Source organism: Rhodococcus sp. LMD, from assembly GCF_056108245.1.
Genome location: NZ_CM148557.1, coordinates 5,122,604 through 5,144,471, shown reverse-complemented (window position 1 = coordinate 5,144,471; position 21,868 = coordinate 5,122,604). Strand labels below are relative to the sequence as shown.

18 protein-coding genes are annotated in these 21,868 nt (G+C 70.3%); 12 read left to right on the top strand and 6 right to left on the bottom strand.

The window, feature by feature from the left end:
• Nucleotides 1-58: 58 nt before the first annotated feature.
• The 6 genes from ACWPQI_RS23585 to ACWPQI_RS23560 are packed head-to-tail and all read left to right on the top strand — an operon-like array spanning nucleotide 59 to nucleotide 7,388.
• Entirely contained in the window at nucleotides 59-958 is a 900-nt protein-coding gene (locus ACWPQI_RS23585) for a shikimate dehydrogenase (protein WP_017680125.1), read from the top strand.
• Nucleotides 955-2,907 carry an oxidoreductase gene (locus ACWPQI_RS23580; RefSeq protein WP_017680124.1) on the top strand — a complete coding sequence of 651 codons (1,953 nt, stop codon included), beginning with the start codon at nucleotides 955-957 and terminating at the stop codon, nucleotides 2,905-2,907. Before ACWPQI_RS23585 ends, ACWPQI_RS23580 begins: the two co-directional genes overlap by 4 nt.
• Complete coding sequence (locus ACWPQI_RS23575; protein ID WP_010594122.1) at nucleotides 2,904-3,740, top strand: aldo/keto reductase; 837 nt, start codon at nucleotides 2,904-2,906, stop codon at nucleotides 3,738-3,740. Before ACWPQI_RS23580 ends, ACWPQI_RS23575 begins: the two co-directional genes overlap by 4 nt.
• Nucleotides 3,740-4,834, top strand: coding sequence for a Gfo/Idh/MocA family protein (locus tag ACWPQI_RS23570; protein WP_010594121.1), 1,095 nt, complete (start codon nucleotides 3,740-3,742; stop codon nucleotides 4,832-4,834). Before ACWPQI_RS23575 ends, ACWPQI_RS23570 begins: the two co-directional genes overlap by 1 nt.
• Nucleotides 4,831-6,561 (top strand): FAD-dependent oxidoreductase, encoded by a 1,731-nt coding sequence (locus ACWPQI_RS23565; protein ID WP_017680123.1) that lies wholly within the window; start codon nucleotides 4,831-4,833, stop codon nucleotides 6,559-6,561. Before ACWPQI_RS23570 ends, ACWPQI_RS23565 begins: the two co-directional genes overlap by 4 nt.
• Nucleotides 6,558-7,388, top strand: coding sequence for a sugar phosphate isomerase/epimerase family protein (locus ACWPQI_RS23560; protein ID WP_017680122.1), 831 nt, complete (start codon nucleotides 6,558-6,560; stop codon nucleotides 7,386-7,388). The genes ACWPQI_RS23565 and ACWPQI_RS23560 overlap by 4 nt, the downstream gene beginning before the upstream one ends.
• Before the next feature lie 98 nt (nucleotides 7,389-7,486).
• On the opposite strand, the gene ACWPQI_RS23555 is transcribed toward ACWPQI_RS23560, so the two are convergent.
• From ACWPQI_RS23555 to ACWPQI_RS23545, 3 genes are all read right to left on the bottom strand, one after another.
• Nucleotides 7,487-8,644: an acyl-CoA dehydrogenase family protein gene (locus ACWPQI_RS23555; protein ID WP_474738526.1), complete on the bottom strand. Its 1,158-nt coding sequence runs from the start codon at nucleotides 8,642-8,644 to the stop codon at nucleotides 7,487-7,489.
• A 67-nt stretch (nucleotides 8,645-8,711) separates the two neighbouring features.
• The gene (locus ACWPQI_RS23550; RefSeq protein WP_010594117.1) at nucleotides 8,712-9,905 is read right to left on the bottom strand and encodes an acyl-CoA dehydrogenase family protein; all 1,194 of its coding nucleotides are present in this window, start codon (nucleotides 9,903-9,905) and stop codon (nucleotides 8,712-8,714) included.
• Nucleotides 9,902-11,170, bottom strand: a complete 1,269-nt coding sequence (locus ACWPQI_RS23545) for a CoA transferase (RefSeq protein ID WP_017680121.1) — start codon at nucleotides 11,168-11,170, stop codon at nucleotides 9,902-9,904. The genes ACWPQI_RS23550 and ACWPQI_RS23545 overlap by 4 nt, the downstream gene beginning before the upstream one ends.
• 313 nt (nucleotides 11,171-11,483) lie before the next feature.
• Between ACWPQI_RS23545 and ACWPQI_RS23540 the strand changes: the two genes are divergently transcribed.
• The 4 genes from ACWPQI_RS23540 to ACWPQI_RS23525 all read left to right on the top strand — a co-directional run bounded on the left by ACWPQI_RS23540 (nucleotide 11,484) and on the right by ACWPQI_RS23525 (nucleotide 16,550).
• Nucleotides 11,484-12,818 (top strand): MFS transporter, encoded by a 1,335-nt coding sequence (locus tag ACWPQI_RS23540; protein WP_026137614.1) that lies wholly within the window; start codon nucleotides 11,484-11,486, stop codon nucleotides 12,816-12,818.
• Nucleotides 12,819-12,941: 123 nt separating this feature from the next.
• Nucleotides 12,942-14,072 carry a thiolase family protein gene (locus tag ACWPQI_RS23535; protein WP_474738525.1) on the top strand — a complete coding sequence of 377 codons (1,131 nt, stop codon included), beginning with the start codon at nucleotides 12,942-12,944 and terminating at the stop codon, nucleotides 14,070-14,072.
• 29 nt (nucleotides 14,073-14,101) lie between these two features.
• On the top strand, nucleotides 14,102-14,866 hold the full coding sequence (locus ACWPQI_RS23530) for an SDR family NAD(P)-dependent oxidoreductase (protein ID WP_017680119.1): 765 nt from the start codon (nucleotides 14,102-14,104) through the stop codon (nucleotides 14,864-14,866).
• 10 nt (nucleotides 14,867-14,876) lie between these two features.
• Nucleotides 14,877-16,550 carry a class I adenylate-forming enzyme family protein gene (locus tag ACWPQI_RS23525; RefSeq protein ID WP_010594112.1) on the top strand — a complete coding sequence of 558 codons (1,674 nt, stop codon included), beginning with the start codon at nucleotides 14,877-14,879 and terminating at the stop codon, nucleotides 16,548-16,550.
• Nucleotides 16,551-16,669: 119 nt separating this feature from the next.
• Here the strand turns inward: ACWPQI_RS23525 and ACWPQI_RS23520 are convergent, their stop codons facing one another.
• Nucleotides 16,670-17,854, bottom strand: coding sequence for an acyl-CoA dehydrogenase family protein (locus ACWPQI_RS23520; protein ID WP_026137613.1), 1,185 nt, complete (start codon nucleotides 17,852-17,854; stop codon nucleotides 16,670-16,672).
• A gap of 206 nt (nucleotides 17,855-18,060) precedes the next feature.
• Here ACWPQI_RS23520 and fabG point away from each other — a divergent pair, with 206 nt between their 5' ends.
• Nucleotides 18,061-18,801 carry a 3-oxoacyl-ACP reductase FabG gene (gene fabG, locus ACWPQI_RS23515; protein WP_010594110.1) on the top strand — a complete coding sequence of 247 codons (741 nt, stop codon included), beginning with the start codon at nucleotides 18,061-18,063 and terminating at the stop codon, nucleotides 18,799-18,801.
• Between the two features lie 52 nt (nucleotides 18,802-18,853).
• A complete protein-coding gene (locus ACWPQI_RS23510) occupies nucleotides 18,854-20,065 on the top strand; it encodes an acetyl-CoA C-acetyltransferase (RefSeq protein ID WP_040269941.1) in 1,212 nt (403 codons plus the stop codon).
• 53 nt (nucleotides 20,066-20,118) lie between these two features.
• Here the strand turns inward: ACWPQI_RS23510 and ACWPQI_RS23505 are convergent, their stop codons facing one another.
• Both ACWPQI_RS23505 and ACWPQI_RS23500 read right to left on the bottom strand, forming a co-directional pair.
• Nucleotides 20,119-20,988, bottom strand: a complete 870-nt coding sequence (locus ACWPQI_RS23505; protein ID WP_026137612.1) for a LysR family transcriptional regulator — start codon at nucleotides 20,986-20,988, stop codon at nucleotides 20,119-20,121.
• Between the two features lie 4 nt (nucleotides 20,989-20,992).
• Nucleotides 20,993-21,868 carry a LysR family transcriptional regulator gene (locus ACWPQI_RS23500; RefSeq protein WP_010594106.1) on the bottom strand — a complete coding sequence of 292 codons (876 nt, stop codon included), beginning with the start codon at nucleotides 21,866-21,868 and terminating at the stop codon, nucleotides 20,993-20,995.

Genomic DNA, 21,868 nt, shown 5'->3' with positions numbered 1-21,868 from the left:
CGAGCCCCGGCGCCCGAGGCGCCGGGGCCACGGCCCGTCCCATCCCGTAGGAGTAACCGTGACCCCGTCCACCGCCCGCCACCGCATCCGGCTCGTGGGGGCAGGCATCGCCTCGTCCCTGTCGCCGGCCCTCCACGCGCGCGAGGCCGCCGCACTCGGCCTGACCGACTACCGCTACGAACTGCTCGACCTCGAAGCGGAGAACGTACCCGTCGAACGCACCGGGGGCCTGGTGCGCTCCGCCGTCGCCGACGGCTGCACCGGGCTGAACATCACCCACCCGTGCAAGCAGGTCGTCCTGCCGGTCCTCGACGATCTGTCCGACAACGCCCGTCTGCTCGGCGCGGTCAACACCGTCGTCGTCCGGAACGGGCGCCTGATCGGCCACAACACGGACCACAGTGGATTCCTCACGGCGTTGCGGCGCGGGTTGCCGGCCGCCGCGCTGGATGCGGTCGTGCTGGTCGGTGCGGGCGGCGCCGGCTCGGCCGTGGCGTACGCGCTCGCCGCCGCGGGTGTCGCGAACCTGCGGATCGCCGACGTCGACACCGTTCGCGCCGCGGACGTCTGCGCACGACTGTCGGCCGTCTTCCCCTCGACACGGGCCACGGCTCTGCCGGTGGAGGCGATCCCGGCCGCCCTGCGTACGTGCACCGGGGTGGTCAACGCCTCGCCGATCGGCATGGTCGGCCACTCGGGAACGCCGTTCGACGTCGCTGCCCTGCACCCCCGGCTGTGGGTCGCGGACATCGTCTACCGGCCGATCCGAACCGAACTGATCTCCGCCGCCGCGGTTCTCGGCTGTGACGTGCTCGACGGCGGACAGATGCTCGTCGCCCAGGCCGCCGACACGTTCGCGTTGCTCACCGGCATCGACCCCGACGCGGACCGCATGCGACGTCACCTCGACGAGCTGCTGTCGAACCAGGTCCTCGCCACGCACCAGGAGGCACGATGACCACCACCCCCGCGTTCGCGCGGCCCCTGGACATGGGTCCCGTCCGGTTGCGCAACCGCTTCGTGTCGGCGCCGATGGAACGCAACTACTGCGAACCCGACGGCTCGATGACCGACGCCTACATCGCCTATCTCGAACGACGTGCCGCCGGCGGTGCCGCGCTCGTCTTCACCGAGGCGAGCTATGTGCGGGCCGACGGCAAGGGCCGCATCCGGCAGATGGGGGTCGACGTCGACGACCGCATCCCCGGCATCGCCCGGCTCGCCGAGGCGGTGCACGCGCACGGCGCGCTGCTCGGGGTCGAACTCAACCACGGTGGCCGCACCGCGCAGGGAGCGGTCAGCGGGTTCGTCCCGGTGGCCCCCACCCCGATTCCGTGCGCAGTGGTCGGCGGCGAGATGCCCGAGCAACTCGACGGCGACGACATCGAGCACATCGTCGAGTGTTTCGGTGAGGCCGCCGCGCGCTGCGCGGAGGCGGGCGTCGACGTGATCTCCCTGCACGGCGGCCACGGCTATCTCATCCACCAATTCCTCTCGCCCGCATACAACCACCGCGACGACGAGTGGGCCGACCCGGCACTGTTCCTCAACCGGGTCATCGATGCGGTCCGCACCATGGCACCGGGTATCGCTCTGGGACTGCGCTTCTCGGCGTTCGAGGCGGTCGACGGCGGGCTCGATGCGCAGACGACCCGCGAGCGTATCGACGCGGTCGACACGCACCGGCTGGACTTCCTCGACGTCTCGGCGGGCAACTACGAGTCGGGGCAGTGGATCATCCAGCCGGGGGAATGGCAGCGCGGTCTGCTCGCCCCCTACGCCGAACCGTATGCCCGCGACTTCGCCATCCCGGTGGGCGTCGCCGGCCGGATCAACACTCCCGAGACGGCGGAACACATCATCGCCTCCGGCCGCGCCGATTTCGTGAGCCTGGCCCGGACGCTGCACGCCGACCCGGACTTCCCGAACCGGGCGCTGGACGGAGGCCGCTACCGGCCCTGCATCGCCTGCAACTTCTGCATCGACAACCTTGCCGCAGGGCCGATTCCGTGTTCGGTCAACCCCTGGGTCGGCCGCGAGCTCGAGCAGCCGACGAAACCGGCCGGGACCCCGGTGCGGGTCGCCGTCGTGGGCGGCGGCCCGGCCGGTACGGCGGCAGCGCGCGAGCTCGCCCTGGCGGGCCACAGCGTCGACCTCTACGACGAGCGCGACACCCTGGGCGGCGACTTCGCGCTGGCCTCCCGGCTGCACGAGTACCCGGAGTACCACCGGATCGTCGACTGGTACCGCGACGAACTGGCCGACCTCGACGTCACCTGCCACACCGGCACTCGGGTCGACGCCGCGACCCTGGCGCCGCTCGGCTTCGACGCGGTGGTGCTCGCCACCGGCGGACGCGGGCCCGCGATCGACATCCCCGGTGCCCACACCCGGTCGATCCGCGACGTGCGGGAGTTTCTCGCCTCCGGAGACCCTGCGCCCGAGGCGATCACGATCTTCGGTGCCGACCGGGAGGCCGCGGCCGTGGCCGACGATCTGCTCCGGCGCGGGACGACGGTCGTGCTGATCGGCCCCCAGGAGACGATCGCGCACGACGTCGGCCGCCGGGCGAAGATCGTCCTGTTGCCCCGGCTCGCGGCGAGCGAACGCCTCACCACACACCTGTCGTCGATCGTCACCCGGATCGAACCCGAGCACGTGGTCGTCTCGACGAACGGGCGCGAACGCACCGTCGCCGCACCCGGTGAGCTGCTCGTCTCGCACGGCATCGAGCCGCGCACCGACCTGCTGGCCGATCTGCGCCGGCTCGAGCCCCGCCTCGGCGTGCACTGCGTCGGCGACGCGAGCGGCGACGGCGGATCGATCCAGGCCGCGCTCGTCACCGCCGCCGACGTCGCCGTCCGGATCACCGAGGCCGCCGATTCGCGCGTGGGAGCCGGCGCATGAGCGCGGAGACCACCGCACCCGCGCCCGATTCCGTCCGCACCGCACTGCCGCGCCTGGGCCTGGGCACCTGGCCGCTCGTCGGGCCCGACGCCACCCGCGCCGTGCTCACCGGCATCGAGGCCGGCTACCGGCTGATCGACACGGCCGCGATCTACGGGAACGAGGACGCCGTCGGTGCCGCCCTCGCCACCTGCGGCGTGCCCCGCGAGGACCTGTTCGTCACCACGAAACTCCGCGGCAGCGACCATGTGTCCGGGGACGTCCGCGGCGCCGTGGAGCGCAGCCTCGAGCGCCTGGGCCTCGAGCGGCTCGACCTGTTCCTGATCCACTGGCCGCTGCCGCGGTTCGACCGGTATGCCGCGGCGTTCGAGGCCATGCTCGAGTGCCGCGACGCCGGGCTCGTGCGCTACGTGGGGGTGTCCAACTTCCTCGGTCACCACCTGCGCAGGGTGGTGGCCGAGACCGGGGAGGCGCCCGCCGTCAACCAGATCCAGATGGACCCGTCGCTGGCCCGGCTGCCCGTCCGCCGCGCGAACGACGAACTCGGCGTGTTCACGCAGTCGTGGAGCCCGCTCGGCCGCGGCGAGGTGCTCGCGGCCCCCGCCGTCGCCTCGATCGCGGACCGCATCGGCTGCACCCGTGCGCAGGTCGTGCTTGCCTGGCACCTCGCGCAGGGCGTCGTGCCGGTCGCGCGGTCGGCGAATCCGGCGCGCCAGGCCGAGAATCTGGCCGCCGTCGACGTGGCACTCACGGCAGCGGACGTCGCCGCGCTGAACCGGCTGGACCGCGGCGAAGCCGCAGCCCGGGACGTCGAACGAGAGGAGCACTTCTGATGGCCCTCCGCGCAGGCATCGTCGGATGCGGAAAGATCGCGGGCAACCACGCGCACGCGCTGCAGCAGGTGCCCGGCGTCGAGGTCGTCGCGTGCTGCGATCCCGACCTGGAGCGCGCCCGCGCCTTCGCCGCCCGGCACGGTATCGCTCACGCCGTCGGATCGGTGGACGAGCTGTTCGGGCTCGGCCTCGACGCCTGCACCGTGTGCACCCCGCACCCCGTGCACGAACAGATCGTCGTCGCCGCGGCCGAGGCCGGGATCCACGTGCTGTGCGAGAAGCCGATCGCGGTGGACGTGGCCGCGGCCGACCGGATGATCGCGGCCGCCGACCGCGCGGGCATCACCTTCGGGGTGTTGTTCCAGCGTCGATTCTGGCCCGCGGCCCGCCGCATCAAGGCGGCGATCGAGGACGGCCGTCTCGGCGTGCCCGTTCTCGGGGAGGTGTCGGTGCTCCTGCACCGCCCGTCCCGCTACTACTCGGCCGACGCGTGGCGCGGGCGGTGGGACACCGACGGCGGCGGCGTCCTGATGACGCAGGCCGTCCATCAGATCGACATGCTGCAGTGGTTCATGGGCGAGCCCGTCCGCGTCGGCGGGTTCGTCGGCACCCGCTTCCACGGCGAGCACATCGAAACCGAGGACACGGCCTCGGCCGTCGTCTCGTTCGCCTCCGGCGGCACCGCGACGATCACCGCCACCACCGGCGCCGGCCACAACCTCGGCAACCGCGTCACGGTGATCGGCGCAACCGGGGCGCTCGCGAGCGTCCTCGAGTTCCCCGAGGGACGGGAGGGCGTCAACGAGCTGTGGACCGTGCCGGGCGAGGTGGAGCTGCGGTCTCCGTATTCGCCGGCTGTCGACGCCAACCTCGACGTCCGCGACATCAACGCCGGGCTCACCGACTTCCACACCCTGCAGGTCCAGGACTTCGCCGAGGCGGTGCTGACCGGTCGCCGGCCCGCGGTGACCGGCCGCGACGCCCGCGCCTCACTGGCCGTCGTCGCCGCGATCTACGAATCCTCCCGCACCGGCAGAGTCGTCGAACTCTCGCCCGCACCCACCCCCGTCCCGTCCGGCAAGGAGCCCCGATGAACCCCGCCACAGTGTCCGAATCCCTCACCTACGACGTCGTCGTCGTCGGGTCCGGTGCCGGCGGGCTGTCCGCGGCCGTGGCTGCCGCCCACGGGGGCGCCTCCGTGCTCGTCGTCGAGAAGGCGGACGTGTGCGGCGGCGCCACCGCCTGGTCGGGTGGATGGATGTGGACACCGCGGAACCTGTTCGCCCACGCCGACGGTGTGCACGAGGACCGCGCGCAGCCGCGCCGCTACCTCGAACACCGGCTCGGGGACGAGTTCGATGCCGCCAAGGTGGATGCCTTCCTCGACGGCGCCCCCGAGATGGTCGAATTCTTCGAACGTCACACGGCGCTGCAGTTCGTCCCCGGTGCCGCCATCGCCGACATCCACGGTGACACGCCCGGCGCGGGCACGGGACACCGATCCGTCGCGCCGAAGCCGGTGAGCCTGCGCCGCCTCGGATCCGACGTCGCTGCGCTGCTGCGACGGCAGCTGTACGAGACCTCGTTCCTCGGCATGGGCATCATGGCCGGCCCGGACCTGCAGGCCTTCCTGCACTCGACGCGCTCCGGCCGCGCGTTCGTGCACTGTGCACGACGGGTCTCGACCCACATGCTCGACCTCGCCACCGAGCGCCGCGGCCAGCAACTGGTCAACGGCACCGCACTCGTGGGCCGGCTGCTGCGCTCCGCCCTCGACGCCGGCGTCGACATCCGGGTCGCCACCGCCGCCACCGCACTCGTCACCGACCCGTCCGGGCGCGTCACCGGAGTCCGGATCGACGGTCCCGGCGGTGCGCGTACCGTGTCCGCCCGCCGCGGTGTCGTCCTCGCCACCGGCGGGTTCACCCACGACATCGACCGGCGACGAGAGCTGTTCCCGCGGACTCCGAGCGGACGCGAACACTGGACGCTCACCCCGCCGACGACGACCGGCGACGGCATCTCACTGGGCGAATCCGTCGGCGGCCGCCTCGACCGCTCCCTCGCGTCACCGGTGGCGTACTGTCCCGTCTCCCTGGTCCGCTACCGCAACGGCAGGCAGGGGGTGTTCCCGCACATCCTGGACCGCGGAAAGCCCGGCGTCATCGGGGTGCTCGCCGACGGGCGCCGCTTCGTCAACGAGGCGCTCGGCTACCACGACTACACCCTGGCCATGATCGAACAGGTGCCGGACGGCGAGGAGGTGTGCTCCTGGCTGATCGCCGACCAGCAGTACCTGCGGTACTTCCCGCTCGGCATGGCCAAGCCCTTCCCGATCCCCACCTGGCCCTACCTGCGATCCGGATACCTCTCGAAGGGGCGCACGATCCGCGACCTCGCGGAGAAGATCGGCGTCGACCCGGACGGGCTCGAGAAGACCGTCACCGCGTTCAACGAGAGCGCCCGAGTCGGGGAGGATCCCGAATTCGGCCGTGGCACCACACCGTTCAACGTCAAGTCCGGCGACGCGGACAACCCCTGGCCGAACCCGTCCCTCGCCCCGCTCGAACGCGGTCCCTTCTACGCCGTCAAGGTCGTCCCGGGCAGTTTCGGCACGTTCGCCGGCCTGGTCACCGACTCGTCGTCGCGGGTGCTGAACGGCGACGACCGGCCGATCGACGGGCTGTTCGCGGTCGGTGTCGACCAGTCCAGCGTGATGGGCGGCCACTATCCCTCCGGCGGAATCAACCTGGGCCCGGCAATGACCTTCGGGTACCTGACCGGACGCCGACTCGCCTCGACCACAGGAGCCACCCGATGAGCACCCCACTCGGCCTCGCCGCCCTCACCGTCCTCGACACACCGCCGCTGCAGCACGTCGACCTCGCCGAGCGGCACGGCTTCGACACGATCGGACTGCGTCTGCTGCCCGCAGCGCCCGGCACCACCGCCTATCCACTGCACGAGGACGACGCCGCGCTGTCCGCACTCGTCCGGCGGCTGAACGATTCTCCGGTCGAGGTGTTCGATCTCGAGATCATCCGAATCGGACCGGATTTCGACGCGACGGCGTACGTGCCGCTGCTCGAGGCCGGGGCCCGGCTCGGGGCGAAGGCGGTGCTCGTCGGCGGCGACGACCGCGACCGTAGCCGTCTCACCGACTCGTACGCGCGGCTGGCGGAACTGTGCGCCTCCTACGGCATCGTCGCAAGCCTCGAATTCATGCCGTGGACCGCGGTTCCCGACGCGAAGACCGCGGTGGAGATCGTCGGGCAGGCCGACGGCCCGGCCCGCAGCGTCCTCGTCGACGCGCTGCACGTCGCGCGTTCGGCCACGTCGCCCGAGGACCTGGCCGCGATTCCGCGCGAGTGGCTGCACTATGCCCAGATGTGCGACGGCTCGGTTCCCGCCCCGCGTGACCACGCGGAGCTGATCCGGCACGCCCGCGAGGAACGCCTGGTGCCGGGGTCGGGGGGCATCGACCTGCCGGCGATCTGGTCCGCCCTCCCGGCGGGGTTGCCGGTGAGCATCGAGTTGCCGAACGAGCCGTTGCGCCGAGCGGTCGGCACGGACGTCTGGCTCGAGCAACTGATCACGGCGGCCAGGGCCGTACTGGGCCGGGTCCCGGCCGCCGCGACCGTCGAGTAGCTGAGCCGCACAGCAGAATTCGCTCGGAACATCGGAATCCGCCCACGCCGTGACGTGGGCGGATTCCGGTTCACCGCACGGATCCTGTGTGCGTGGGGTCAGAGACCGAGGTCCTTGGCGATGATCGTCTTCATGACCTCGCTGGTGCCGCCGTAGATGCGGCTGACGCGGGTGTCCGCGTAGAGCCGCGCGATCGGGTATTCGAGGACGTAGCCGTATCCGCCGTGCAGCTGCAGGCACTTGTCGATGATGCGGCCGGCGGCTTCGGTGCTGAACAGTTTGGCACGTGCCGCATCCGGCATGGTGAGCTCTCCGCGGTCGTGCAGCGCGAGGGCGTTGTCGACCATCAACTGCACGGCCTGCAACTCGGTGGAGCATTCGGCGAGCACGAACTTGGTGTTCTGGAACGCGGCGACTGGCTTGCCGAACACCTTGCGGTCCTTGGTGTATGCGAGTGCGTGCTGCAGGGCGGCGGCCGCGGTGGCGGATGCGCCGAATGCGATCGTCAGACGTTCCTGCGCGAGGTTGTGCGTCAGGTAGGAAAAGCCCTTGCCCTCCTCACCGAGCAGATCCTGCACCGGCACCCGGACGTCGGTGAACGACAGTTCCGCGGTGTCGGAGGTCTTGAGGCCGATCTTCTCGATCTTGCGGCCGACGGCGAACCCCTCGGTGGTGGTGTCGACGACGAGGATCGACAGCCCGGCCCGCCGGTTCTCCGGGTCGAACGGGGCCGTGCGGCACACCGTGAGGATGCGGTCGGCGAGCACACCGCCGGTGATGAACGTCTTCGCGCCGTTGACGATGTAGTGGCTGCCGTCCTCGGACAGCTTCGCCGTCGTCGAGATGTTCGCGAGGTCCGATCCCGTGCCGGGTTCGGTCATGGCGATCGCGAACATCAGATCGCCGGAACAGAATCCGGGCAGCCAGCGCTGCTTCTGCTCGTCCGTGCCGTACTCCATCAGGTACGGCAGGATCAGATTCGTGTGCACGGAGTAGGAGCCGAACGACGCGCCGGCCGCAGCGACCTCCTCGGCGACGACCGCGTTGAACTTGATCGACGACTCGCCACCGCCGCCGTACTCCTCGGGTGCCTGGATACCGAGGATACCGAGTTCGCCGAGACGACGGTAGAAGTCACGCGGGGGATGACCGTCGGCTTCCCACTCGTGATGGACGGGTGCGACTTCCTTCGCGATGAAGTCGCGGACGGTCTTGCGGAACGCTTCGTGGTCTTCGTCGAACACCGTACGCTGCACGGTCGGTCTCCTCGGGTCTCGGGTAGATGGGGACTGCAGCTGAATCGGGACTGCAGCTGGATCGGGACTACAGTGCGTATTCGCGCAGGACGCCCTTGCTGATGATCGTCTTCTGGATCTCGCTGGTGCCCTCGCCGATGAGCAGGAACGGTGCCTCGCGCATGAGCCGCTCGATCTCGTACTCCTTGGAATAGCCGTAGCCGCCGTGGATGCGGAAGCTGGCCTGGGTGACCTCCGAGCAGTACTCGCTGGTGAGGTATTTCGCCATGCCGGCAGCGACGTCGTTGCGTTCGCCGGAGTCCTTCAGGCGTGCCGCGTTGACCATCATCAGGTGGGCGGCCTCGACCTTGGTGGCCATCTCGGCGAGCGAGAACGAGATCGCCTGGTGCTGGGCGATGGGCTTGCCGAACGTGGTGCGCTGCTGCGCGTACCGGGCGGCGAGCTCGAACGCGCGGACGGCGACGCCGCAGGCGCGGGCGGAGACGTTGACGCGGCCGACCTCGACCCCGTCCATCATCTGGTAGAAACCCTTGCCCGGGGTGCCGCCGAGAACGTCGGCGGCCTTGGCGCGGTAGTTGTCGAAGATCAGTTCGGTGGTGTCGATCCCCTTGTAGCCCATCTTGTCGATCTTGCCGGGGATCGTCAGGCCCGGGGCGACCTCGCCGAAGCCGGCGGGCTTCTCGACGAGGAACGTGGTGAGGTTCTCGTGCGCCTTGGCGGCACCTTCCTCGGTGCGCACCAGGGCGGCGACGAGGGTGGAGCTGCCGCCGTTGGTCAGCCACATCTTCTGGCCGTTGACCACGTAGTCGCCGTCGGCGTCGCGCTTGGCCTTCGTGCGGATCGCGGCGACGTCCGAGCCCAGTTCCGGTTCGGACATCGAGAAGGCACCGCGCGTCTCGCCGGTGGCCATCTTCGGCAGGTAGTAGTTCTTCTGCTCGTCGGTGCCGTGCTGACGCAGCATGTAGGCGACGATGAAGTGGGTGTTGATCACACCGGACACGCTCATCCAGCCGCGGGCGAGCTCCTCGACGCACAGCGCGTAGGTCAGCAGCGACTCGCCGAGTCCGCCGTACTCCTCGGGGATCATCAGCCCGAACAGGCCCATCTCGCGCATCTGATCGACGATGTCCTGCGGGTAGGTGTCCGAATGCTCGAGTTCCTGGGCGTTCGGGATGATCTCGCGGTCGACGAACCGCCGGACGGTCGCGAGGATCTCGGTCTGGAACTCGGTCAGGCCGAGGGTCTGGGCGAGGCGGGTCATACGGCGAGGTCCTTCTCGAGGGCGGGGAGGGTGCCGGCGGGAACCCGGATGGTCCCGTCGGTGGCGAGGCGATCGATCTCCTGAGGCGTCAGGCCCAGGTGCTCGGCGAGGACGGCGGCGGTGTCGTCGCCGTTGGCCGGCGCCGGCCGGGGGGTGGGGTGGATACCGTCGAACGACATCGGCAGGCTGGGGGCCAGGTGTCCGCCGACACGCGGCTGGTCGACGTACTGGAACATCGGATTGGCGGTCACGCGAGGGTCTTTCGCGATCTCGGCGAAGGTGCGGTACCGCTCGTGCAGGATCGAGGTGCCCGCGAGGGAGGTGGCCACCTCGGCGGCGGTGTGCTCGCGGAACCACACGGCGAACAACGCGTCGAGCACCTCGCGGTGCCGGTAGCGGTCGCCCTCGTCGCGGAAGTCGGCGCCCAGGGCGGATTCGAGCGCGCCCACCGCGGTCGTCGTGCCGGTCAGGTCGGTCAGGTCCCGGAAGTGCCGCGGGGTCAGCGCGACGACCATGAAGGAGGCGCCGTCGGACGTGGTGAAGTCGCGCCCGTAGGTGCCGTAGACGGAGTTGCCGATGCGGTCGCGTTCGGGCCCGCCGAGCTGGGCCTCGGCGAGATAGCCGAGGTTTCCGGCGGTGGCGAGGGCGACGTCCTCGAGCGGCAGCACGATCTTGGCGCCCGCGCCGGTGACCTCGCGGCGGTGCACCGCGGACGCCACCGACAGCGCGGCGTAGAGACCGCATGCGAGGTCCCACGCCGGCAGCAGGTGATTGACCGGGCCGTCGTGGCCGACGGGACCGGTGGCGAGCGGGAAGCCGGCGGCGGCGTTGACGGTGTAGTCGACGGCGGAGCCGCCGTCGGCGCGGCCGAGGACCTGCACGTGGATCAGGTCGGGACGGATCGCGGCGAGGCTGTCGTAGTCCAGCCAGTCCCGCCCGGCCGCGTTGGTGACGAGCACCCCGGCGTCGGTGATCAGATCACGGATCAGACTGTGCGCCTCTGGATCCCGGAAGTCGGCGGCGAAGGAACGCTTGCCCTTGTTCAGACCCGCCCAGTAGATCGATTCGCCGTCGTCGGTGACGGGCCACCGATGGTAGTCGGCGGCCCCGCCGATCGGGTCCACGCGGACGACCTCGGCACCGAGCTGCGCGAGCGTCATGCCGCACAGGGGAGCCGCGATGAAACTCGAGACCTCGACGACCCGCACCCCGGCCAGGGGCGCGGTGGACGAGGGGAGCTCGTCGATGGAAGCAGTGGGGTTCATGTCGCCTGTCCTCATCCGCCCGGACGTCGGAGCCCGGAACGCGCCGACGAAGTTGTACGGCCAAATATGCAGCACCGCCGGACCGTAGGACCAACACCGTTCGGCTATAGGTCGGTTAGCGGCCGTCAATGGCCCCGTTCGCACCGCCGGAAGTCCATAGGTATCGGTGATCGGTCGATTCACCGACCGGACATTGCTTCAGTGACCTACACCACGTTGAATGGATGCCGAGCGCCTGATCGGTGCACATCTCTCGGTCGACGACGCACCGTCCGACCGACACATCCCTTCGAGCCATTAAGGGGACACTCCGGTGACCACTGGCGAAATCTCGCACGACGCAGCGCACGGCGCCCCGCCGAAGGGGGCTACCCCACTCGTCAGCGGCAAGCAGGCGTGGGGCATGACCGGCCTCGTGATCTTCCTGTACGTCGTCAACTATGCCGACAAGGCTGTGCTGGGCATCATCGCGCAGCCGCTGGCTCGCGAGCTGGGACTGTCCTCCTCCCAGATCGGCCTCGTCGGATCCTTGTTCTTCGTGACCTTCACGCTCGGCGGTTTCCTCGCCGGCCCCCTCAACAAGTACCTCACCCTGCGGTGGGCGCTGCTGGCGCTGGGCGCCGTCTGGTCGGTGGTCATGCTGCCGCTGGTCGTCTCGGCGAGCCTGATGATGCTGATCGTCACCCGCATGCTGCTCGGCCTGGCCGAGGGCCCCAGCTCCGCGCTCATGCACACCGCCGCGTACTCCTGGCATCCCCCGGCCAAGCGCGGCCTGCCCGGCGCGTTCCTCGCCGGCTCGGCGTCGGTCGCGAAGATCGCCCTCGCTCCGATCCTCGCCTACATCACCGTCCAGTGGGGCTGGCGCGCCGCCCTGATCGCGCTGTCGATCCTCGGTGCCTTGTGGATGGCGTCGTGGCTGACCGGCTGGAAGGAAGGCCCGTTCACCGCGACGGCCGTGAAGAAGGGGACCGGCGCCGCCTCCACCGAGCCGTCGGTGCCGTGGAAGAAGATCTTCCTCACCCGCACGTTCCTCAGCTGCGTCGTCCTGATCATGGTCGTCTACGCGCTCACCACCGTCGTGCTGACCTGGCTGCCCTCCTACTTCGAGGTGGGTCTCGGCTACAGCGCCCTGCAGGCCGGCTCGATGTTCGCCCTGCCGTCGATCGTCGGCCTGATCCTGATGGTCACGTCCGGTTCGGTCACCGACCGGCTCGCCCAGCGCGGCTACCGCTCCCGCGTCGTGCGGATCATCGTTCCCGGTGCCGGTGTCCTGATCTGCGGTTCCGTCCTGGTGTTCCTGCCCAGCATCGGCACCCCGGCCCTGGCGGTCGCGGCCGTGTCCATCGGCTACGGCTTCGGGGCGATCGCCTTCCCCCTCATCAACGCCGCGATCTCCGAGCTGTGCCCGCCGCAGCAGACCGCCGGCACGATGGGCGTGTTCCTCGCGCTCATGGCCGTCGGCGGCCTCGTCGCCCCCTACGGCACCGGTGTGCTCGTCGACAACGCCGCCACCGCGGCCGAGGGCTACGCGACCGCGTTCCAGGTCATCGGTGCGCTGGGCATCGTCGCCGCGATCCTGGTCCTGGTCTTCGCGAACCCGGAACGCGACCGCGCCGTCATCCGGTCGGAGGCCCCGGCGAAGGCATAGCTTCCGCCTAACGGAGCCATCCACCGAATGTCCTTTCCCCACCGGCCGGGTGCGTGATCGACTCGATATCGAGGGCCACCACCCGGCCGGTCGTCGTCTCCCGCTACTGCAAAGGATCCACCCATGCGCGATGCCGTGATCGTCGATGCCGTCCGCACCCCCGTCGGACGCCGGGGCGGCGCCCTGTCCGAGATCCACCCCGTCAACCTGTCGGCACATGTGCTGACGGCGCTGGCCGAACGGGTCGGGCTCGATCCGGGCACCGTCGACGACGTGATCTGGGGTTGCGTCAGCCAGGTCGGCGAGCAGGCCGGCATCGTCTCCCGCTCGGCGGTGCTCGCCGCCGGCTGGCCCGTGACGGTTCCGGCCACCACGCTGACCCGGGCCTGCGGTTCGAGCCAGCAGGCGGTCTCGTTCGCCGCCGCCACCGTCCTGTCCGGCCAGAACGACGTGGTGATCGCCGGCGGCGTCGAGGTGATGAGCCGGGTGCCGATGGGCACGGCCGCGAAGAACGGCGAGCACTTCCCGACGGAGGTGCTCGACCGGTTCGGCGTCGACGGCTTCAGCCAGGGCGTCGGCGCGGAGATGATGGCCGAGAAGTGGGGCCTGTCCCGCACCCTCCTCGACGAGTTCTCGCTGCGTTCGCACGAGCGTTCCGCCGCCGCGACCGACGCCGGAGCCTTCACCGGGCAGCTCGCGCCGATCGCCGGGCTGACCGCCGACGAGGGCATCCGCCGCGGCGGTAGTGTCGAATCGCTCGCCAAGCTGAAGACGGTCTTCAAGGAGGACGGGGTGATCCACGCCGGCAACTCCTCGCAGATCTCCGACGGCGCGGGAGCCCTGCTCGTCACCACCAGCGAGTACGCGGCCGCCCAGGGGTGGACGCCGATGGCGCGGATCCACACCGCCGTCGTCGCCGCCGACGACCCGGTCATCATGCTCACCGGACCGATCCTCGCCACCCAGAAGGCCCTCGACCGCTCGGGCCTGTCGCTCGACGACATCGGGGCCTTCGAGATCAACGAGGCGTTCGCACCGGTTCCGCTCGCGTGGCAGGCCGAGACCGGCGTCGACGACGCGCGCCTGAACCCGGTCGGCGGCGCCATAGCCGTGGGGCACCCGCTCGGCGGATCCGGCGCGATCCTCATGACTCGACTGGCACATCACATGCGCGACAACGGAATCCGATACGGTCTGCAGTCGATGTGCGAGGCCGGCGGCATGGCCAACGCCACCATTCTCGAACTGCTCTGACACGCACTTCACGCAAAGGAACGAAAGATATGGAACTGAAGGGTCTTTCCGTCGCGATCACCGGCGGCGCCTCCGGTCTCGGCCTGGCCACCGCCCGCCGCGTCCTCGACGCCGGCGGCACCGTCACCCTCGTCGACCTGCCCGGCTCACCGGGCGCCGACGTCGCGAAGTCCCTCGGTGACGGCGCCACGTTCGCTGCGGCCGACGTCACCGACGCCGAGCAGTTCGCCGCCGCCCTGGACGTCGCGCACGAGCGCGGCGGTCTGCGCGGGCTCGTGCACTGCGCCGGCGCCGGCCGCAAGATGCGCGTTCTCGACAAGGACGGCAAGGCCGGTTCGCTCGAGGACTTCGAGTTCGTGATCCGCCTCAACCTCATCGGGTCGTTCAACGCGCTGCGCCTCGGCGCCGAGCGCATGGCCGCGCTCGAGCCGGTCGACGGCGAGCGCGGTGCCATCGTGATGACCGCCTCCGTCGCGGCGTTCGAGGGTCAGATCGGCCAGATCAACTACTCGGCGTCCAAGGCCGGCATCGTCGGCATGACCGTCGTCGCCGCCCGCGACCTGGCGAGCAAGAACATCCGCGTCAACACGATCGCCCCGGGCATCATGGACACCCCGCTGCTGGCCCGCCTGCGCGACGACGTGCGGGCCTCGCTCGAGAAGACCGTGCCGAACCCGGCGCGCCTGGGCCGCCCCGACGAGTTCGGTCAGCTCGCCACGTCGATCCTCGAGAACGGCTACCTCAACGGTGAGACCATCCGGCTCGACGGCGCCATCCGCATGGCCCCGCGCTGAGGTGGCGACGATGAGCACCGACGTGCCGGCCCTGTCGCTGACCTACCCGGACGTGACGATGGCGGTGTGGGCGCCGAGCATGGCCGCCCTGTACGGCGACCGCCCCGCGATCGTCGACGGGGACCGGATGTGCACATACCGGGAACTCGACGAGCGCTCCGCGCAGTTCGCCTCCGCCCTCCAGGGAGCCGGTGTGGCCCCGTGCGACGTGGTGCTGATGCACGTGGGCAACTGCATCGAGTTCCTCGTCGCCTACTACGGCGCGCTCCGGGCCGGGGCGACCGTGACGCTGGTCAATCCGCTGCAACCGGAACCCGGCCTGCGCAAGCAGATCGAGGAGACCGGCGCCGTCGCGGCCGTGACCCAGACGCAGCAGTTGGGGGTGCTGCTCGGCGCTGCCGCGGGCACCACCGTCGCGACGATCGTGGTGGCATCCGGCGACCCTGTCTCCGCGCCACCCACGTCCGCAGCTGTGGTGCGGTTCGACGACTTCCTCGCCGGGCAGCCCACCGCATTCACACCGGCGCACGTCGCCGGAACGGACGTCGCGCACCTGGCCTACACGGGCGGCACCACCGGCATCTCCAAGGGCGTGCGGGTGCTGCACCGCAACGTGGTCGCCAACGTGACCCAGATGTGCGGGTGGCGGGCCGCCCACCAGGTCGTCGCCACCGGCGACGGGCTGGTCGCCCTGCGCCCGATCGAGGGGCTCGACGTGCACGGGGTGATCCCCGGTGAGGGCGCCACCGTCGTCGTGTCCCCGCTGTTCCACGCCCACGCGCTGATCAACACGTCGTTCCTGCTGCTGTGCGGCCTCACGCAGGTGCTCGCGGGTCGCTTCGACCCCGCGCGCATGCTCGAGCTCGTCGAGCGGCACCGCGTCAGCTACATCACCGGCAGCCCGGCCATGTGGCATGCGCTGGCCACCCACCCGGACGTCGCGCGTCGGGACACCACGTCGGTGCGGGTCGTGTCGTCGGGTGCGGCGCCGATCGATCACGTCACGCTCGAGGCGCTCGGGGTGGCGTTCCCGAACGCCCGTGTGGCCGAGGGTTACGGCCTGACCGAGGGCACGTGCGTGGTCACCGCCATGCCGCTGGTCGTCGGATCGGCCTACCGTCTCGGCAGTGTGGGCCTGCCCCTCTTCGACACCGAGCTCGAGATCCGGGCACAGGGCGATCCGAGCGTCGTCCTCGGTGAGGGCGAGCGCGGCGAGCTGTGGATCCGGGGCCCGCAGGTGACCGACGGCTACCTCGGCCATCCCGAGATCACGGCGCAGCAGTACGTGGACGGCTGGCTCGACACCGGCGACATCGCCTACCGCGACGCCGACGGCTACGTCTACATCTGCGATCGCGCCAAGGACATGCTGATCTACAAGGGCTACAACGTGTATCCGCGTGAGCTCGAGGAGATCCTGGTGTCCCATCCGGCGGTGTCGACGGCCGCGGTGGTCGGCCGGGAGGCCGGCAGCGTCGGCCAGGAACCGGTCGCCTTCGTGGTGCCGGTGCCGGGCACGCAACCCGACCCGGCCGAGCTGATGGCGTTCGTCGCCGAGCAGGTCTTGCCCTACAAGAAGATTCGCGAGATCGTCCTCGTGGACGCACTGCCCACCTCCGCGGCGGGCAAGGTGCTCAAGACGGACCTGCGGACGCGGCTCGAGCAGTCCGCAGCCACGCGCTGAACCATCCTCGCCGTGCGTGTTTTCGGTAGTACCGACTACCGGAAACACGCACGGCGAGGCCGTTCTGCCCGTGCGTGGTTCTGGTAGCCCTTGCTGCCAGAAACACGCACGGGTGCGGGTCAGCCGCGCTGGGCCTGCTTGACGAGTCCGCCGCCGATGATCAGGCGCTGGATCTCGCTGGTGCCCTCGTACAGGCGCAGCAGCCGCACGTCCCGGTAGATCCGCTCGACCGGCACCTCCCGCATGTAGCCGGTGCCGCCGTGGATCTGCACCGCCAGATCGGCGACCTTGCCGACCATCTCCGTGCAGAACAGCTTCGCCGCCGACGGCGCGATCCGCCGGTCGGTGCCTGCCACCCACGCCCGCGCCGCGTCGCGCACCAGCGCCCGCCCGGCCATCACCCCGGTCTGCTGATCGGCGAGCATCGCCTGCACCAGCTGGAAGCTGCCGATCGCGGTGCCGCCCTGCGTGGCGGTCGCCGCGTACGCCACCGACTCGTCCAGCGCGCGCTGCGCCTGCCCCACCGACAGCGCCGCGATGTGCACCCGGCCCCGGGCCAGCGACGTCATCGCGGCCTTGTAGCCGACGTCCTCGCTGCCGCCGACCAGCGCCGCCGCCGGCACCCGCACCTGGTCGAAGTGCACGTCCGCGGTCCACGCCCCCTCCTGGCCCATCTTCGCGTCCTTGCTGCCCACCGTCACGCCCGCGGTGTCGGCGGGGACGAGGAACACCGCGATGCCGGTGCCGTTCGCGTCGGCGGGGCGGGTGCGGGCGAACACGACGAACAGGTCCGCGATCGGGGCGTTGGTGATGAACCGCTTCTCACCGGTGAGCACCCAGTCGTCGCCGTCGCGCACGGCCTTGGTGCGCAGCCCGGCCGGGTTCGAGCCGGCGCCGGGCTCGGTGAGGGCGAACGACGCGACGACCTCGCCGGAGGCGATCTTCTCGAGCCACTGCGTCTTCTGCTCGTCGGTGCCGAACCCGACGAGGACCTGGCCGGCGATGCCGTTGTTGGTGCCGAACATCGACCGCAGCGACAGGGTGGTGTAGCCCAGTTCCATCGCCAGCTCGGCGTCCTGCATCAGGTTCAGACCCAGCCCGCCCCACTGCTGCGGGATGGCGTACCCGAACAGACCCATCTCCTTGGCCGCGGCGCGGATGTCGTCGGGGATCGCGTTCGTGTCGGCGATCTCCTGTTCGCGCGGCACGACCACGCCACGCACGAATGCGCGGGTCTGGGCGAGGATTTCCTGGAAGTCGTCGTCGTCCACCTCAGTGGCCGGCATCGCAGTCGAGGTTGTCATGACACCACCATCGGTTCCGGGACCTCGGGTGTCCAATACGAATCGCCCCATCACCACATAGGCACTGTCGATGAATCGGGCGGGGTCGAATCACCGGTCCTCTCGGTATATTCGGAGCATCAGCCGACGGGCGTCGCCCGCGTCCTCGATTCATCGGTGTCTTCCCGCCGTCCCCGGACCGGGCAGGCTCGTGCGAAAGGAACCTCATGTCACTGCTGGAGAACCGAACCGCCGTCGTCACCGGAGGCGCTCAGGGCATCGGTTTCGCAATCGCACAGGAGTTCGTCGACGCCGGCGCCCGGGTGGTCCTCGGCGACCTCGACCTCGACGCCGCCACGGCCGCCGCCGAGAAGCTCGGCGGCCGCGACGTGGCCCGCGCGGTGCGGTGCGACGTCGTGAACGCGGACGAGTGGGACACGCTCCTCGCGGAGGCCGTCGACGGATTCGGCTCGCTCGACGTCGTCGTCAACAATGCCGGCATCACCCGCGACGCGACGATGCGCACCATGACCGAGGAGGACTTCGACCTGGTGATCGCCGTGCACCTCAAGGGCACCTGGCACGGCACCCGCAAGGCGTCGGCGATCATGCGCGACGCCAAGCGCGGCGCCATCGTCAACATCTCGTCGCTCTCCGGCAAGGTCGGGATGGTCGGTCAGACCAACTACTCGGCGGCGAAGGCAGGTATCGTCGGCCTGACCAAGGCCGCCGCGAAGGAGATGGCGCACCACGGCGTGCGCGTCAACGCGATCCAGCCGGGCCTGATCCGTTCCGCGATGACCGAGGCCATGCCGCAGAAGGCGTGGGATCAGAAGATGAGCGAGATTCCCATGGGCCGACCGGGCGAGGTGTCCGAGATCGCATCCGTGGCCCTGTTCCTCGCCTCCGACATGTCCTCCTACATGACCGGCACGGTGCTCGAGGTCACCGGCGGCCGCTTCATGTGAGTCCCTGTCTCACCGTCTCTTTCACTATCCCTCTCCTCTCCCGAAGGTCGTCATGCGCGAAGTCGTCATCTGCGAGCCCGTCCGCACCCCCATCGGTCGCTACGGTGGAATGTTCAAGTCCCTCAACGCCGTAGACCTCGGTGTCGCCGCCCTGAAGGGCCTGCTCGACCGCACCGGGATCGCCCCCGACTCGATCGAGGACGTCATCCTCGGCCACTGCAACGGCAACAGCGAAGCGCCGGCCATCGGCCGTGTCGTCGCGCTCGACGCCGGACTCCCGATCACGGTGCCGGGCATGCACATCGACCGTCGTTGCGGCTCGGGTCTGCAGGCCGTCATCCAGGCAGCGCTGCAGGTGGGCAACGGCGACAACGACGTCGTCGTCGCCGGCGGTGCCGAGTCGATGAGCAACGCCTCGTTCTATTCCGTCGACATGCGCTGGGGCGGTGCGCGCACCGGTGTGCAGATGCACGACAGTCTGGTGCGGGCCCGCGCCACCGCGGGCGGACGCCACTACCCGGTGCCCGGCGGCATGATCGAGACCGCCGAGAACCTGCGCCGCGACTACGGCATCAGCCGGCTCGAGCAGGACGAACTCGCCGTGTCGTCCCATGCCCGGGCCGTCGCCGCGCAGAAGAACGGCATCCTCGCCGAGGAGATCGTGCCGGTCACCGTCACCACCCGTGCCGGCGACGAGGTCATCGACACCGACGAGCATCCCCGTCCGGACGTCACCGTCGAGTCGCTGGCGAGGCTGAAGCCGATCATGGGCAAGCAGGATCCCGAGGCGACGGTCACCGCCGGCAATGCCAGCGGCCAGAACGACGCCGCATCGATGTGCCTGGTCACGACCCCGGAGAAGGCCGCGGAGCTGGGGTTGACCCCGCTGGTTCGGGTCGTGTCCTGGGGGCTGGCCGGCGTGGCGCCGAAGATCATGGGCATCGGCCCGGTCCCGGCCACGGAGAAGGCCCTCGCGAAGGCCGGCATCACCCTCGCGGACGTCGACGTCATCGAGCTCAACGAGGCGTTCGCGGCGCAGGCGCTCGCGGTGACCCGCGAATGGAATTTCGGCGCAGCCGATTTCGAACGCACCAACGTCCACGGTTCCGGCATCTCCCTCGGCCACCCCGTCGGCGCGACCGGCGGCCGCATGCTGGCGACGCTCGCCCGCGAGCTGCACCGCCGCGACGGCCGTTACGGCCTCGAGACGATGTGCATCGGCGGCGGCCAGGGCCTGGCCGCGGTATTCGAAAAGGCGGCGTAGCCGCCGGTGTGTCCTTTGGGTTGCCAGGGCCGCCCAAAGGGCGCACCGGCGCGTCAGCGCCGGCGTACCAGGTCGACGAACGCCTGACCGACCGCCGACAGAGAGGCGGGGTCGAAGGCGAGTCCGTACGCGCGCGCCAGCCGCGGTTCGCATGCGCGGACCACGACCCGGTCCCCGGCGGCCTCGGCGGGTACCCGATCCACGATCGACCCGCCGAGTCCAGCCGCCACCATCGGCAGCCGGACCTCGCGCTGGCCGACGAGCACGGAGATCTCCGGCCGGGCGCCGGCCGCGCGCAGTGCCGATTCCACCGCGTCGACCATCGAGGCGCCCGTCGGCGCGAACACCATGGGAATGTCCGGCAATTCGGACAGGTGGATCGGGCCCTCCGGAACCTCGAACCCCGGCGGATACGCCAGCCAGTACTCCTGTTCGCCGAGTTCGATCACCTCGAGTCCGTCACCGCCCTCGAGCGGCAGGTGCGCGACGACGAACTCGCAGTGGCCATCGCGAATCAACGACGCGACCTGCTCCTCGTCGCGTAGCGGCGAGAGCCGCACCGCCACTTTCGGATACTCGCGCCGGAACCGGGCGATCAGTTCCACCAGCGGTCCGACGGACAGCGACGGGAACGCCATGATGTCGAGCCGGCCCGCGACCGCGCCGTCGGACGTGGTCAGCAACTCCTCGACGGCGGTCACGTCGCGCAGGATCTGCCGGCTCGGGCCGACGAGGCTGCGCCCGGCTGCGGTGAGGACCATGCCGCGGCCGATGCGGTGGAACAGCTCGACGCCGAGTTCGCGTTCGAGGCTGCGCAGCGCCTGCGACACCGTCGGCTGTGCGACGCCGAGCGCGGCCGCCGCCCCGTTGATGCCGTTGTTCTCGACGACCGCGAGGAAGTACTCCACCTGCCGGAAATCCACAGTCCTACGCTCCCTGTCGCAGTGTCGAGGCGACCTCGAGGAACGCCGCCGCGGCCGGCGACGGCTCACCCGCACGCAGCACCAGCCCGACCGGCCGCGTCAGCGGCGGTTCCAGGGGCCGCACCGTCACCGTGGGCATCTGCTGTTCGGCCACCGGCCTGGGCACCACCGTCGCGCCGGTGCCCAGGCACACCAGCTCCCACGTCGCCGCCGGGTGGGCGCAGTCGACGACGACGTTGGCGGCGTTCTCGGCGAGCAGCTCACCGGCCTTCGCTGCGTTGGTGCGGTCACCGACATCGACGACGAGCGGCACGTCCCGCACACGGACGCGCGGGACCGGATCCGGCAGGTCGGCCGCGAGGTCGTGGTGGAGGGCGAGCACGAGTTCCTGTTCGAACAGCGGCACGGTGATCATGCCGGCGTGTTCGACCGACAGGTCGGTCACCCCGATCTCGGCCTCCCCGCGTCGCAGCGCGGTGTGCACACCGCCCGGGCCGTCCGCGTCGACGATCCGCACCAGGATGTGCGGGTAGCGATCACGGAAGCGGCGCGCGAGCTCGATCATCGGATCGAAGGAGAACGACGAGTACGTCACCACGTCGACGCGGCCCGAGACGAGTTCGCGTACCGCGGCCACCTTCGCCTTCGCACGCTCGACGTCGGCGAGGATCCGGCGGGCCGCTACGTCGAGGCGGCGTCCGTCCTCTGTCAGCGTGAGCCGGCGTCCCGTGCGGTCGAACAGGGTTGTGCCGAGCCGACGTTCGAGAGTCCGGATGGCCTGCGACAGCGACGGTTGCGAAATGTAGAGGGACTGGGCGGCCTTCGTGATCCCACCTCGGTCGACGACCGCGACGAAGTAGGTGATGAGGTGAAGGTCCAC

Bases quoted from the DNA above. Each gene is read 5' to 3' on its own strand.
- ACWPQI_RS23530 (WP_017680119.1), top strand. From the start codon at position 14,102: ATGGAACTGAAGGGTCTTTCCGTCGCGATCACCGGCGGCGCCTCCGGT.
- ACWPQI_RS23560 (WP_017680122.1), top strand. From the start codon at position 6,558: ATGAGCACCCCACTCGGCCTCGCCGCCCTCACCGTCCTCGACACACCG.
- ACWPQI_RS23565 (WP_017680123.1), top strand. From the start codon at position 4,831: ATGAACCCCGCCACAGTGTCCGAATCCCTCACCTACGACGTCGTCGTC.
- ACWPQI_RS23520 (WP_026137613.1), bottom strand. From the start codon at position 17,854: ATGACAACCTCGACTGCGATGCCGGCCACTGAGGTGGACGACGACGAC.
- ACWPQI_RS23535 (WP_474738525.1), top strand. From the start codon at position 12,942: ATGCGCGATGCCGTGATCGTCGATGCCGTCCGCACCCCCGTCGGACGC.
- ACWPQI_RS23550 (WP_010594117.1), bottom strand. From the start codon at position 9,905: ATGACCCGCCTCGCCCAGACCCTCGGCCTGACCGAGTTCCAGACCGAG.
- ACWPQI_RS23575 (WP_010594122.1), top strand. From the start codon at position 2,904: ATGAGCGCGGAGACCACCGCACCCGCGCCCGATTCCGTCCGCACCGCA.
- ACWPQI_RS23510 (WP_040269941.1), top strand. From the start codon at position 18,854: ATGCGCGAAGTCGTCATCTGCGAGCCCGTCCGCACCCCCATCGGTCGC.
- ACWPQI_RS23545 (WP_017680121.1), bottom strand. From the start codon at position 11,170: ATGAACCCCACTGCTTCCATCGACGAGCTCCCCTCGTCCACCGCGCCC.
- ACWPQI_RS23580 (WP_017680124.1), top strand. From the start codon at position 955: ATGACCACCACCCCCGCGTTCGCGCGGCCCCTGGACATGGGTCCCGTC.
- ACWPQI_RS23570 (WP_010594121.1), top strand. From the start codon at position 3,740: ATGGCCCTCCGCGCAGGCATCGTCGGATGCGGAAAGATCGCGGGCAAC.
- fabG (WP_010594110.1), top strand. From the start codon at position 18,061: ATGTCACTGCTGGAGAACCGAACCGCCGTCGTCACCGGAGGCGCTCAG.
- ACWPQI_RS23525 (WP_010594112.1), top strand. From the start codon at position 14,877: ATGAGCACCGACGTGCCGGCCCTGTCGCTGACCTACCCGGACGTGACG.